At 59.3% G+C, this 13,326-nt stretch carries 10 protein-coding genes; 4 read left to right on the top strand and 6 right to left on the bottom strand.

Annotation, left to right across the window (positions count from 1 at the left end):
- Positions 1-334 precede the first annotated feature (334 nt).
- From DW870_RS08870 to DW870_RS08885, 4 genes are all read right to left on the bottom strand, one after another.
- Positions 335-1,048, bottom strand: coding sequence for a GntR family transcriptional regulator (locus DW870_RS08870; protein ID WP_006235877.1), 714 nt, complete (start codon positions 1,046-1,048; stop codon positions 335-337).
- A complete protein-coding gene (locus DW870_RS08875) occupies positions 1,033-1,800 on the bottom strand; it encodes a GntR family transcriptional regulator (RefSeq protein ID WP_117770537.1) in 768 nt (255 codons plus the stop codon). The genes DW870_RS08870 and DW870_RS08875 overlap by 16 nt, the downstream gene beginning before the upstream one ends.
- Positions 1,801-1,835: 35 nt before the next feature.
- Complete coding sequence (locus DW870_RS08880; protein WP_117770536.1) at positions 1,836-2,327, bottom strand: hypothetical protein; 492 nt, start codon at positions 2,325-2,327, stop codon at positions 1,836-1,838.
- 248 nt (positions 2,328-2,575) lie between these two features.
- Positions 2,576-3,604: a LacI family DNA-binding transcriptional regulator gene (locus tag DW870_RS08885; RefSeq protein ID WP_006235873.1), complete on the bottom strand. Its 1,029-nt coding sequence runs from the start codon at positions 3,602-3,604 to the stop codon at positions 2,576-2,578.
- A 183-nt stretch (positions 3,605-3,787) separates the two neighbouring features.
- Between DW870_RS08885 and murB the strand changes: the two genes are divergently transcribed.
- Positions 3,788-4,750, top strand: a complete 963-nt coding sequence (murB, locus tag DW870_RS08890) for a UDP-N-acetylmuramate dehydrogenase (RefSeq protein WP_055252181.1) — start codon at positions 3,788-3,790, stop codon at positions 4,748-4,750.
- A 228-nt stretch (positions 4,751-4,978) separates the two neighbouring features.
- Here murB and DW870_RS08895 read toward each other — a convergent pair whose 3' ends face one another.
- Positions 4,979-6,184: a hypothetical protein gene (locus DW870_RS08895; protein ID WP_117770534.1), complete on the bottom strand. Its 1,206-nt coding sequence runs from the start codon at positions 6,182-6,184 to the stop codon at positions 4,979-4,981.
- A 266-nt stretch (positions 6,185-6,450) separates the two neighbouring features.
- Here DW870_RS08895 and galE point away from each other — a divergent pair, with 266 nt between their 5' ends.
- The 3 genes from galE to glgP all read left to right on the top strand — a co-directional run bounded on the left by galE (position 6,451) and on the right by glgP (position 11,634).
- A complete protein-coding gene (gene galE, locus DW870_RS08900) occupies positions 6,451-7,512 on the top strand; it encodes a UDP-glucose 4-epimerase GalE (RefSeq protein ID WP_117770533.1) in 1,062 nt (353 codons plus the stop codon).
- Between the two features lie 208 nt (positions 7,513-7,720).
- Positions 7,721-9,238 carry a 4-alpha-glucanotransferase gene (gene malQ / locus DW870_RS08905; RefSeq protein ID WP_233547416.1) on the top strand — a complete coding sequence of 506 codons (1,518 nt, stop codon included), beginning with the start codon at positions 7,721-7,723 and terminating at the stop codon, positions 9,236-9,238.
- 128 nt (positions 9,239-9,366) lie between these two features.
- A complete protein-coding gene (glgP, locus tag DW870_RS08910; RefSeq protein ID WP_233547417.1) occupies positions 9,367-11,634 on the top strand; it encodes a glycogen/starch/alpha-glucan family phosphorylase in 2,268 nt (755 codons plus the stop codon).
- A 457-nt stretch (positions 11,635-12,091) separates the two neighbouring features.
- Here the strand turns inward: glgP and DW870_RS08915 are convergent, their stop codons facing one another.
- Complete coding sequence (locus tag DW870_RS08915; RefSeq protein ID WP_035137764.1) at positions 12,092-13,291, bottom strand: ABC transporter ATP-binding protein; 1,200 nt, start codon at positions 13,289-13,291, stop codon at positions 12,092-12,094.
- Between the last annotated feature and the right edge of the window lie 35 nt (positions 13,292-13,326).

Here is a 13,326-nt window from a genome sequence, read left to right on the forward strand (position 1 = left end):
TCCTCGAGGTAGCCCTCCTGGTCGAAGTGCATGATCTCGATCTTCTCGGTCTCCTTCATTCCCGCTCCTTTCACGAGCAGTTTGAATTGTCGCACGGAATGAACGGGCTTGCCGCCCCGTCGCACCGCTTAACCTTGTGGACATCTTGGCCCCAAGCTCAACAATTCAAAGGTTCTTAATACCAGTGAACGATTACAGGTTAGCCGTTTTTAATACCGATTTTATGATTTCATCCTCCCCTCTCGGTAGACGGTCAGTTTTTGCCGCTCATCGGTCAAGCGACATATATCCGTAAAAACGAGCGCCCCCGCCATGCGCAGGGACGCTCTAGACGCTAATAGTTGTAGGTATATCCGCCGGCGTCGCCGCGGGTAAAAGACTTGGCATGCTCGATTGCCTGCCCACTCGAGTCATAGGTCAGGCCTTCCAGCACGAGCGCCAGATCGCCCGGCTCAAGATTGAGCAAACTCGCATCGCGTGCGCCCAGCGCCTCGATATCGAGTTTCTCTACCGACTGATCTGGCTTGCGTCCCAACATATCGTAGGTCTCGAACAGGCTGAAGACCGAAATGTCCACGTCTTCGATGCCCGGAAACAGCAGGCACGGAATCAGTGTCATCTCGATCGATACGGGCTCACCATCGATGCAGTTGAGGCGGCGCACCGAGTAAAGCAGATCGTCCTCGGCGATGCCAAACAAGTCGGCATAATACGGGCCGGCGTAGCGTTTGGAGCGCGCCAGGATGCGCACCGACGGCGTCGCGCCCGATGCCAGAACCGACTGGCGGAAGCCGCCCTTGCGTTCGTGCTCGTCAAACCACTTGTGTCCCACAAAGGCGCCTTTGCCCTGCACGCGACGAATCTGGCCACTTTTGACCAGCTCGTCCATGGCGCTTCGGATTGTCAGGCGTGTCGTGCCAAACTCCTCGGCCAGCTCGTTTTCGGACGGAATCATCGAGCCCGTCGGGTAGTCGCCGCGCTCGATTCGCTCCGCAATGCAGCGGCGAATTTGTTTGTAAACCGGCAAGTCTTCTACTGCATCAGCCATTCGACACCCACCTTCGTCGCAACGCCGTCTGCCTCGCCGTTATCGGCAAAACGATACTTGGTCGGCAGAATCACGGACTTGCAATACTCGACAAAGCCATCGGTCTCGTCGCGCTCGTGCGAAGCCTTGTAAAACACCGGCGTGCCCTCCTGAGCATTCAGCAACTTGGCCTCGTCGGCGTTCAGACGGCTGATGGAAATATGCTCCTTGCCGTGCGTCACATGGACATTCCCCTCCTTGAGCAAAACGTCGTAGAGGCTTTCCTGCTCAAAATCGTGATCGGGAAGCGAGGGGCACAAAGACAGATTGACGTAAGCCGTCTCGATCGATGCCGGGGAACCGTTGACCACACGCACGCGCCGAATGCAGAAGAGCGGCATGCCCAGGTCGATCTGGGCTTTTTGGGCAAGATCGATATCGGCATACACGACCTTGGACCAAACCAGGCGCGCGGTCGACTTTGAGCCAACCCTCTCCACCGCCTGCGTATAGTTCCATGTTTCCTGAAAGATGTTCAGCGGTTTGGGAGGACACACATAGGTGCCCGAACCGCGGCGGCTTTCCAAAGTTCCGCACGAAATAAGGCGCGTGATCGCAGCACGCAACGCCGTGCGCGACACGCCCAGCTCTTCACAGAGCACACGCTCGGCGGGCAGCCGGTCGCCACTCTGCAGGTCATAATGTTTGATATACCAAAGAATGCCCTCAAAGGCGCGGTCTTTGGGCGGAATCGCATATGGTTCACTCGACATGGGCAAGACTCCTCAACTGCTTGATGCTGCAGGAATCATTGCTCCGGACGCCTCATGGCGTCGAAGGCTTCTTTGATCTGCTCCGCAACGTTCCGATACGACCGATATAGGCCGGAGTCTCGCTTGACTTCGCCCGCGGTCACCGGAATCTCAAGCTTCGAAATCTCATCCTTGCCGGTTTGCACGACAACGATGACACCCATACCAAGGCACATATTACGCTTGGCAGCGTTGTTTTTGGTAGCCTGAGCTGGATTAATCAAAATCTGCTGAGCCAGTTCGCGTTTGCTGAGCTCCGGCACATCCTCGGGATTTCCGGTCTCGGCAATCTCGCACTGCAGCACATCCGCATAGTCAAAAATCTTCGGCTCGCCGCCGCGCTGATGCACGGCCCACTTGCGGCGCGTGGCATCCTGGTAGATAGCCGGCAAAAACGTAAACCGCGGTGGGTCCAAAATCGTATCCGTGATGGTAAACACATCGGGATCAAAGGCATCCTGCGGGTTTTTCTTCTTGAACAGCCCCATATCACCCTCCCGTACTAGCATTAAACAACTCAAGCTGAATATAGCACCAATTTCAAGCCGCCACTTTACCGTATCGGTACGCGGCGTCTATGGCTCGCCCAGCGGAAGAGTTTACGGACGAGGGCCGGGGTGCCTGCCTTGTTTTGAGAAGTTCGCGAAGCCCACTTTTCAAAACAAGGCAGGCACCCCGGCCCCGCCGGCAAATAGCGGACACTCCGCATGCAATCTATGCAAACAAACAAGTACGCTTAGCTACATTCGGTAAGCTCGAGCACGCTGCCCTTAACGATAAGCGCCGGCTCCAGGACGACCTCTTCGGCACGCCTGCCGCCCCTACCGGCAAGACGCTTGGACATGCAGCCAAAAGCATGCTCCGCAAGGACACCAGGATCCTGCTCAATCGCGGTCAGCGCCGGCTCAAAGAGAACGTCGGCAGCCGAGTTGTCATAGCTCACCACCGAGATATCGCCCGGGATGCTCTTCCCCATCTCGTGCAAGCGCTTGAGCAAACCGAGGGCGATGTTGTCCGAACTTGCGAACACGGCGGTGGCATCGGTTGCGAGCACCGCCTCCGAGGCCTCGTAGGCACTCGGAATGTAGTACTCGCTCTCGAACTCCAAGCGCGCGTCGATGGGCAGGCCAACCTCGCGCAGCGCGCGTTCATAGCCGGCAAGTCGTTTGCGACCCGTATTGGAGCGACGCGCGTTAACCAAGCAGGCAATACGGCGGTGGCCTTGCTCGATCAGATAGCGGGTGGCCATATAGCCGCCCATCTCGTGGTCGAACATCACCTTGTCGCACTCGAGCCCCTCAATGGCACGGTCGACCATTACGGCCGGGATGGGCAGGTGGCTGACTTCTTCGCGAAGCGCACGGTCGTCGGAGAACTCGTCACCTACCACCAGGAAGACGCCATCAACGCCGCGCGTCACCAGCTGGCGCAGCAGCTCCAGATCGTCATCGGCGCTTCCGCCCGAGCTGGTAATAAAGAGCGCGTAGCCGTCCTCGCGGCAGCGCTTTTCCAAGCTGCCGGCGAGCGACGCGAAAAAGCGGCTCTCGATGTTGGGGACGATAAGGCCCAGGGTGCGCGACTCGCGCATGACCAGGCTGCGCGCGATCTGGTTGGGAACATAGTGATTGCGCGCCGCAACCTCCTTGATGAGTTTGCGGTTTTCTTCCGAGATGCGACAGGGCCGATTATTGAGAACAAGCGAGACCGACGAAGGGGAAAGCCCCACCTCTTGGGCAATCTGCTTGAGGGTGACTTTGTTGGCCATCTCGCTCCTTCCGGGTTTACGCGCAATCTCTTGAAAGTATAGCGACTGCCCCTCTACCTCGATGATAAACACTTTATCAATCCGGTGGACGGCAGTTTTATCGCCGCCAGCGCACCAAATACATCTGGGTGGGGTATATTGCAATCGATTGATGAGAACGACCACCAAAAGGCGGATATTCGTATGCACGAGAACGACTTTTTTAACGAGGACCTGCTGTGCGCGCTCGCTGGCGTTGCCGGCGAGGACAACGTGTTGATGAGCGAGCCCATGCGCGAGCACACCACGTTTAAGATCGGTGGCCCGGCCGATGTCTTTGTCACGCCCGATACCGAGCAGGGCCTCGTCGCCACGCTTGACACCTGCTATCGCTGTGATCTGCCGCTCACCATCGTGGGCAACGGCTCGGACCTGCTCGTCGGAGACAAGGGCATCCGCGGCGTCGTCGTGGCGCTGGGCGAGGGCCTCTCCGACATTACGGTCGACGGCACGCACGTCACGGCGGCAGCCGGCGCCCTGCTTTCCGATGTCGCCGCGGCAGCAGCCGAGGCCGGCCTCACCGGCATGGAGCCCATCTCGGGCATCCCCGGATCGGTCGGCGGCGCCTGCTACATGAACGCCGGTGCCTATGGTGCCTGCATGGCCGATGTGCTGGAGTCTGTGCGTGTCTACAAGCCCGCCCGCATGTTCGACGACGGCACCCGCGGCAGCGGCAACATCATCGAGTTCGATGTCGATGAGCTCAACCTGGGCTATCGCAAGAGCCGCATTGCCGACGACGGCTTCATCGTTCTTTCGGCCACCTTCAATCTCGCCCCGGGCAACGCCGCGATGATCAAGGCCGACATGGACGACTACCGCCAGCGCCGCGAGGACAAGCAGCCGCTCGACATGCCGAGCGCCGGCTCCACCTTCAAGCGCCCCGAGGGCTACTTTGCCGGCAAGCTCATCATGGACGCCGGCCTGCGCGGCCATGCCGTCGGCGGTGCGCAGGTAAGCGAGAAGCACTGCGGTTTCATCGTCAACGCCGACCACGCCACCGCAGCCGACGTCGACGAACTCATCCGCCACATCCAAACAACCGTCAAAGACCAATTCGGAGTAGACCTAGAACCCGAAGTCCACCGAGTAGGCGAATTCCTCTAACAAAGAAGGCCCCGAAAGGGGCCTTCGCCATATTTATTCAGATAAACCAGTCCGGTATGTGACGTATTGGACCCGAGAGGTCCATAGCTGCCCGAAAGACATTAGGTTGATCGCAAGTTCCGCACGAGCCGGAGAGCACTTAATGTGCTCTCCGTGCGAGCAGGACTGTCCGAGCAGGCAACCTAATGCCTTTCGGGCAGCCACGGACCAACTTACTTCAAACCACCGTTACGACAGCGCAATACCGCCGAGCCAGCCCCAACGCACGCCAGAGCCAGTGCCATAGAAGCTAATAAACGAATCGAGCGACTTCGATGTAATGGCACCCTCGTTGCTCATAACGATGCCGCCGCCAACGTAGATACCCACATGACCGTAGATAAGGCCCGGAGCACCCGTGCCGCTGTGCGAGGAATCGGCCACGATCATGCCCACCTGCAATGCCGAGCGGTCGGAGCTATAGCACCATGCGTTAAACATATCGCACGCGTTGCCGCCAAAGTAGCCAACGCCAGCGTTACGGAAGACATTGGTAACCCACGCCGCGCACCAGTTCTGACCCGGCGAAGGCGTAGAGTAGCACGCGTTGATGACGGCCTGCTGTTTGCCCGAGCCGGCATTCTGTTGCGGGGTTCCGGGCGCATACGATCCGCCACCCGAGCTTGAACCACCCGAGTAGGAATTGTTCTTGTTCGCGGCGGCGGCAGCAGCGGCGGCCTTCCTGGCAGCCTCCTCAGCCTGGGCGGCAGCGAGGATCTCGGAATCGCGCTGAGCCATGAGCTCCTTGACGTCGTCGGAAAGACCGTTCAGCACGGTCTGGACTTCTTGCTGCTTGGCCTGCATATCCTGCATCTGAGCCGTCTGCTGGTCCTTGAGCTTCTCTAAGTCGGCTTTCTGCGACTCAAGCTCGGTCTTTTGCGCATCGAGCTCTTCCTGGATGGTCTGGATATCCTCGATGGCATCGCGGTCGCTCTTGTTGATCTTCTCAACGTAATGCGCGTTGGCGACGAGTTCCTCAAACGAGCCAGAGGCCAGCAGCAGCGACAGGATGTTCGTGCCGCCGGACTTGTAGCTGGCGGCCACGCGATCGGAAAGGTCATTGCGCTTCTTCTTGAGCTCGGCCTTCTTTTCATCGATCTGGGCTTGCGTGTCGTCAATCTTGCCCTGGACATTCTCGATGTCGTTGAGGGTCTGGGCATTCTTGTTGGCCAGCGCCGCATACTCATTTGCGATGCTGTCGAGCTGGGCCTGAACCTCGTCGAGCTGGGCCTGGGCGGCATTCAGTTTATCGGTGGTTTCTTTGGAAGCCTCCGCCGCATGGGCGCGAGCGGGCAGGCCAAAAAGAACTGCCGCAGAAGCGGCGCCGAACAGGGCCTTGAGGGCAGTGCGGCGCGAGAGCTCCTGGGAAAGGATGGAATCGCTGTTTGGTGACATATGTACTCCGTTACATGCTTATTTATATGTCGCTCAACTCATACATATTAGCGTACATATGGCGCGTCCCAACGATTTCCACGAACGGCAGGAAACTGCAAGGTCAGCGGCTCGTAAGCAAATGCCAAAGATCAGGTTATGCGTACGCAAGCTCTTCTATGAGTACGTTAGCACAATCCTCTGCTTTTCCTACAGCGCACGATTTGGGCGTCCCTGCCTGCGCTATACTCCCCTGAAGAAGTGTTCCTGATTCGATAGGAGACTACATGTCCAAAGCACTCGACCCCAAAGACACCTGCGTCCTCGTTACCGGTGGCGCCGGTTTTATCGGCTCGCACACCGTCGTTCAGCTGCTCGAGGGTGGCTACCAGGTCGTCATCGTCGATGATCTCTCCAACTCCAGCGCCGTCGCCGTCGACCGCGTCAAGACCATCGTGGGCGACGAGGCCGCCAAGAACCTCACCTTCTACGAGGCCAACGTGCTCGACCGCGATGCGATGAACAAGATCTTCGATACCCATCAGATCGACCGCGTCATCCACTTCGCCGGCTTTAAGGCCGTCGGCGAGTCGGTGAGCAAGCCCGTCGAGTACTACCACAACAACATCGAGAACACCCTGGTGCTCGTCGACGTCATGCGCAACCATGGCTGCAAGTCCATCATCTTCTCAAGCTCCTCGACCGTCTACGGCGACCCGGACAACCCGCCCGTCACCGAGGAGGATCCTAAGAAGCCCGCGACCAACCCCTATGGTTGGACCAAGTGGATGATCGAGCAGATCCTTATGGACGTCCACACCGCCGACCCCGAGTGGGACGTCGTGCTGCTCCGTTACTTCAACCCCATCGGCGCTCATCCGTCGGGCCTGATCGGCGAGGACCCCAAGGGCATCCCCAACAACCTGGTGCCCTATGTCGCCCAGGTCGCCGTGGGCAAGCTCGAGGCCGTTCAGGTCTTTGGCAACGACTACCCCACCCCCGACGGCACCGGCGTGCGCGACTACATCCACGTGTGCGATCTGGCCTCTGGTCACGTTGCCGCCCTTAACTGGATGAACGGCAAGACCGGCGTCGAGATCTTTAACCTGGGCACCGGCACCGGCACCTCGGTACTCGAGGTCGTCGCCGCCTTCTCCAAGGCTTGTGGCAAGGAGCTGCCCTACGTGATCCGCGAGCGCCGCGCCGGCGACATCGCTGCCAACTGGTGCGATGCCTCCAAGGCCGAGCGCATGATGGGCTGGAAGGCCCAGTACGACATCGCGGACATGTGCCGCGATAGCTGGAACTGGCAGAGCCACAACCCCAACGGCTTCGCCGACGCCGAGTAGCAAAAACCTACATACCGCTCTTGCCCCGATCTCACGTTGTGAGGTCGGGGCTTTTTCATGGCATGCAACCATTCGCCGAAAATCGACCAACTTTTTTATCTTGCCTGTACATGTTTAAACAACATGTTTTACAATAGGCGTATCAGATCAGAACATCGGAGGCGGACTGCACATCCATCGGCAGGCCGACCACACAACAAGAAGGTTGGTGAGCGCATTCATGGAGCGTGCAAGCGGCGTCCTCATGCCCGTCTCATCTCTGCCCGGACCATACGGAATCGGCGGCTTTGGCTGGAATGCCTACGACTTCGTCGATTTTCTCGCCTCGTGCAAACAACATTACTGGCAGATTCTGCCCCTTACGACGACCAGCTATGGCGATTCGCCCTATCAGTCGTTCTCGGCCCGCGCTGGCAACCCCAACTTTATCGACTTTGCCGAGCTTATCGAGGCAGGGTATCTGGAGCAGCGCGATATCGATGGCGTGTATCTGGGATCCGACCCCAGCAATGTCGACTACGGTGCTATCTTTGGCGGCCGCCGTCAGATTCTCGACCGCGCCGCTGAGCGCTTTGCCGCCGACAAGCCAGCCGATTTCGATGGCTTTATCCAAGCCAACGAGGACTGGCTCATCCCCTACTGTGAGTTCATGACCGTCAAAGAGGAGTGCGGTCTCAAGGCGTTTTGGGAGTGGCCCGCGGAGCTCCGCACCCGCGGCGAGGCTTCCGCCAAGGTCTGCGCCGACCATCCGGCGCGTATGCTCTACCACCAGATGACGCAGTACTTCTTCGATCGCCAGTGGAGCCGCCTCAAGGCCTATGCCAACGAGCGCGACATTCTCATCATCGGCGACCTGCCCATCTATGTCTCGCGTGACTCCGTCGAGATGTGGGCGACACCTGAGCTCTTTAAGATCGACGCCGCCGGCAATCCCGTGAGCGTCGCCGGCACGCCGCCCGACCAGTTCTCGGCCACCGGCCAGTACTGGGGCAACCCCATCTACGACTGGGACGCCATGGAGTCCGACGGCTTCTCCTGGTGGGAGGGCCGCATTCGCGCCGCCCTCGACATGTACGACGTCATCCGCCTGGATCACTTCCGCGGCTTCGAGGCCTATTGGGAGGTGCCGTTCTCCTCGCCCGATTCGTCCTACGGTTCGTGGACGCAGGGTCCCGGCCTCAAGTTCTTCAAGACGCTCGAGGAAAAGCTCGGCACGCTGCCCATCATCGCCGAGGACCTGGGCTTCCTCACCCCCGGCGTCATCGACATGCGCGACAACTCGGGCTTCCCCGGCATGAAGATCCTGCAGTTTGCCTTTGAGGGCACCAACTCGTACTACCTGCCGCATAACTACATCGCCAACACCGTCGCCTACGTGGGCACCCACGACAACGAGACGGCGCGCGGCTGGTTTGAGGGAACGGCCACCCCGCGTCAGCGCGAGCAGGCAGCCCTGTACACCCATCAGCAGGCCGGCGAGCCTATCACCGACGCACTCAACCGAACCATCGCAGCCAGCGTGAGCGACACGTGCATCTACACCATGCAGGACCTGCTCAACTTGGGCAACGAGGCGCGCATCAACACCCCTGCCACACTGGGCGGCAACTGGACCTGGCGCATGCTCGACGGCGCCATCACCCGCGAGCTCGAGCACAAACTCACCGACTGGACCGAGACCTACTTCCGCATCCCGTCGGAAGCCGAAATCGAGCTTCCTCAATAGGAGCTACCGCGCCTGACCCCTCCCCACCGTGCGGACGCGCTTGCTTTTCCCGCGCGAGGCCACCCCAATCCCCTCGCGCGGGCTTCTTATGAATTGCAGACATGAAACAACCCATCACAGGAGAAAACATGCCCCAAATTAACCTCATGGAACTCGCCGAGCAGTCTTTTGGCACCTCGCTCGAGCAGCTCGACGACCGTCGCATTTACAAGCTGCTGGTCAAACTCGTGCAGGAGCGCTCCGCCGCCCGCCCGCTCAACAACGGCAAGAAAAAGCTCTATTACATTTCCGCCGAATTTTTGATCGGTAAGCTGCTCATCAACAACATGATCGACCTCGGCATCTACGACGAGGTTAAGGACCAGCTCACCGCCGCAGGCCACGACCTCAACAAGATCGAGGAATTCGAGGTCGAGCCGTCACTCGGCAACGGCGGCCTGGGCCGCTTGGCCGCATGTTTCCTGGATTCCATCGCCACGCTGGGCTTGACCGGCGATGGCGTGGGCCTCAACTATCACTACGGTCTGTTCCGTCAGCGCTTTGTCGACAACCAGCAGAAGGCCGTCCCCGACGAGTGGCTCGGTGAGCAGGACATCCTAGTCGACGATGACCGCTCCTACACCGTCGAATTCGGCGATTTTGCCGTTACCTCCAAGCTCGTCAACATCGATGTGCCCGGTTACGGCCAGCCCACCAAGAACCGCCTGCGCCTTTTCGACCTGGCGAGCGTCGACGACGGCCTGGTCCCCGGCAGCTCCATCGACTTCGACAAGACCGAGATCGCCAAGAACCTCACCTTGTTCCTCTACCCCGACGATTCCGACGAGCAGGGCCGCCTACTTCGCATCTATCAGGAGTACTTCATGGTGAGCAACGCCGCCCAGCTCTTGATCGACGAGGCCGTCGAGCGCGGCAGCAACCTGCACGATCTGGCCGATTACGCCGTTGTCCAGATCAACGACACGCACCCCACCATGGTCATCCCCGAGCTCATTCGCCTGCTCACCACCGAGCACGACATCGAGTTTGACGAGGCCGTTACCATCGTACGCTCCATGGTCGCCTACACTAACCACACGATTCTTGCCGAGGCGCTCGAGAAGTGGCCGCTCACCAGCCTGCAGAAGGTCTCCCCTGCCATCGCCGACATTATCGTCAAGCTCGATGAGATCGCGAAGGCCGAGCACGATGACCCGCGCGTCGCCATCATCGACGAGCACGACACCGTCCACATGGCCCACATGGACATCCACTTTGGCTTCTCCATCAACGGCGTAGCCGCCCTCCACACCAAGATCCTGGAGGACACCGAGCTTCATCCGTTCTACGAGATCTATCCCGAGAAGTTCTCCAACAAGACCAACGGCATCACCTTCCGCCGCTGGATTCATGGGGCCAACCCCGCGCTCGCCAGCCTGCTCGACGATGTGATCGGCACCGACTGGCGCAGCACCGGCGATCTGAGCAAACTCGCCAAGTTCGCCGACGACAAGGACGTTCTTGAGCGCCTGGCCGCCACCAAGGTCGAGGCCAAGGCCATCATGCGCCAGTTCATGGCGCTCGAGCAGGGCGTGACCATTCCCTCCAACGCCATCATCGACGTCCAGGTCAAGCGCATCCACGAGTACAAGCGCCAGCAGATGCTCGCGCTCTACATCATCTGGAAGTACCTCGATATCAAGAACGGCAACAGACCTAAGCACCCCGTCACCATCATCTTTGGCGGCAAGGCGGCGCCTGCCTACACTATCGCGCAGGACATCATCCATCTGATCTTGACGCTGTCGCAGTGGATAGCAAACGACCCCGACGTGGCTCCCTACCTGCAGGTTGTCATGATCGAGAACTACAACGTCACCGCCGCCGAGCGCGTGATCCCCGCCGCTGATATCTCCGAGCAGATCAGCCTGGCCTCCAAGGAAGCGAGCGGCACCTCCAACATGAAGTTCATGCTCAACGGCGCCCTAACCCTGTGCACGCTCGACGGTGCCAACGTGGAGATTGCCGAGCTCGTGGGCGACGAGAACATTTATACCTTTGGTGCCTCGTCCAAACAGGTCGAGCAGCTCTATGCCAACGGCACCTATGACGCCGGTGTGCTCTACCGCAAGCCCGGCATTAAACTGCTGGTGGACTTCATCACCAACCCGGCCTTTATGGCGACCGGCAATGCCGAGCGCCTGCAGCGCCTGCACGACGACATTAAGGGCAAGGACTGGTTTATGGCCCTGCTCGACATTGAGGAGTACATCCAGACCAAGGAGCGCGTGCTGGCCGACTACGAGGACCAGGACGCCTGGATGCGCAAGGCGCTCATCAATATTGCCAACGCCGGCACCTTCTCGTCCGACCGCACCATCTCCCAGTACAACGACGAGATCTGGCACCTGAACTAATTTCGCTTCCCTTACCCATCCTCTTGAGAAACGGAGTCGTGGCGACACGGCTCCGTTTTTTGTGCCCGCACGTTACCCTGTGACCCGACTCGGCCAAACAATCTCGATCTGTAACAACTACTCAACCAAAACGATCCCAGCTGTTACAGATCGAGACATACCAGCCCCACCCTTTGGGTTTATCTCGATCTGTAACATCTAGCAGCTGAAATTCGCCTTTGGTGTTACAGATTTAGATGAAATGGTTAGCTCGGCGGAACCGTCTCGATCTGTAACATCTAACGTCCGAAATCGGCCCTACCTGTTACAGATCGAGACAAACGACCGGCCAGACAACCCCAACACAAAGAAAGGCTCCCCTCTCGCCCAGTGGACGGGAGGGGAGCCTTATATGTGACCGCGGCAAAAGGATGGCAATACCGCAGTCGCCCAAAGGGAGGGCCTGGATGCACCGGGCCTAGATAAGGTTCTTGCCAGAGACCTTATCGAAGAGGTGGGTCGCGTTCTTCTCGAACTTGAACCAGATGGTGTCGCCAGCCTTGAGCGCGCCCTTGGCCTCGAGGTCGACGACGGGGATAATCAGAACAAACTGGCCGTCGGGAGCGGTCACGTGGACATGCTCGGTCGAGCCCATGAGCTCGGTCACCTCGACGGTACCCTGGAGCGCGCCCTCCTCGCCCTTGTCGGCAAGCAGGATCTGCTCGGGACGCACGCCGGCCGTAATCTCCTTCACGTCGCCGCCGTCCCAGTTGAGGGCAAGCTGAGCGCAAGTCTCGGGGGCGAGCGCCACGTTCATATCCTCGGTCTTGACGGTAAAGCCGTTGCCCGAGCGCACCAGCTGGGCATCGAAGAAATTCATCTGCGGCACGCCGATGAAGCCGGCGACGAAGATGTTCGCGGGATGGTTGAAGACCTCCTGCGGCGTGGCGATCTGCTGGACAACGCCGTCCTTCATGACCACGATGCGGTCGCCAAGGGTCATGGCCTCGGTCTGGTCGTGAGTAACGTAGATGAAGGTGCCCTTAATCTCGTGACGCAGCTTAATGAGCTCGGCACGCATCTGGTTACGCAGCTTGGCGTCCAGGTTGGACAGCGGCTCGTCCATCAGGAAGACCTTGGGGTCACGCACGATGGCGCGGCCGATAGCGACACGCTGGCGTTGGCCGCCGGAGAGCGCCTTGGGCTTACGGTCGAGGTACTCGGTAATGCCCAGAATCTCGGCAGCGGAGCGAACCTTGCGGTCGATCTCGTCCTTGGGGACCTTCTTGAGCTCAAGCGTAAACGCCATGTTCTCGTACACCGTCATATTGGGGTACAGAGCATAGCTCTGGAACACCATGGCGATGTCGCGGTCCTTGGGTGCCACGTCGTTGACGCGCTTGCCATCGATGAGCACATCGCCCGAGGTGATGTCCTCCAGGCCGGCGACCATGCGCATCGTCGTGGACTTGCCGCAGCCAGAGGGGCCAACGAGGACGACGAACTCCTGGTCGTGAACGGTGAGGTTGAAGTCCTCTACAGCGAGCACACCGTCCTCGGTAACCTTGAGGTTGTGTTTCTTCTCCTCGGTCTTCTTCTTTTTGCCAAAGAAGCCCTTCTTTTTTGACTCGTTGTTGGGATACACCTTCTGAACATGTTTGAGAACGATCTCGGCCATGTCTCTACCTTTCGATACGCGGCGCCGCGCTGAGG

Origin of the sequence: Collinsella sp. AM38-1BH, from assembly GCF_003467545.1 — a bacterium.
Taxonomy (GTDB): Bacteria; Actinomycetota; Coriobacteriia; order Coriobacteriales; family Coriobacteriaceae; genus Collinsella.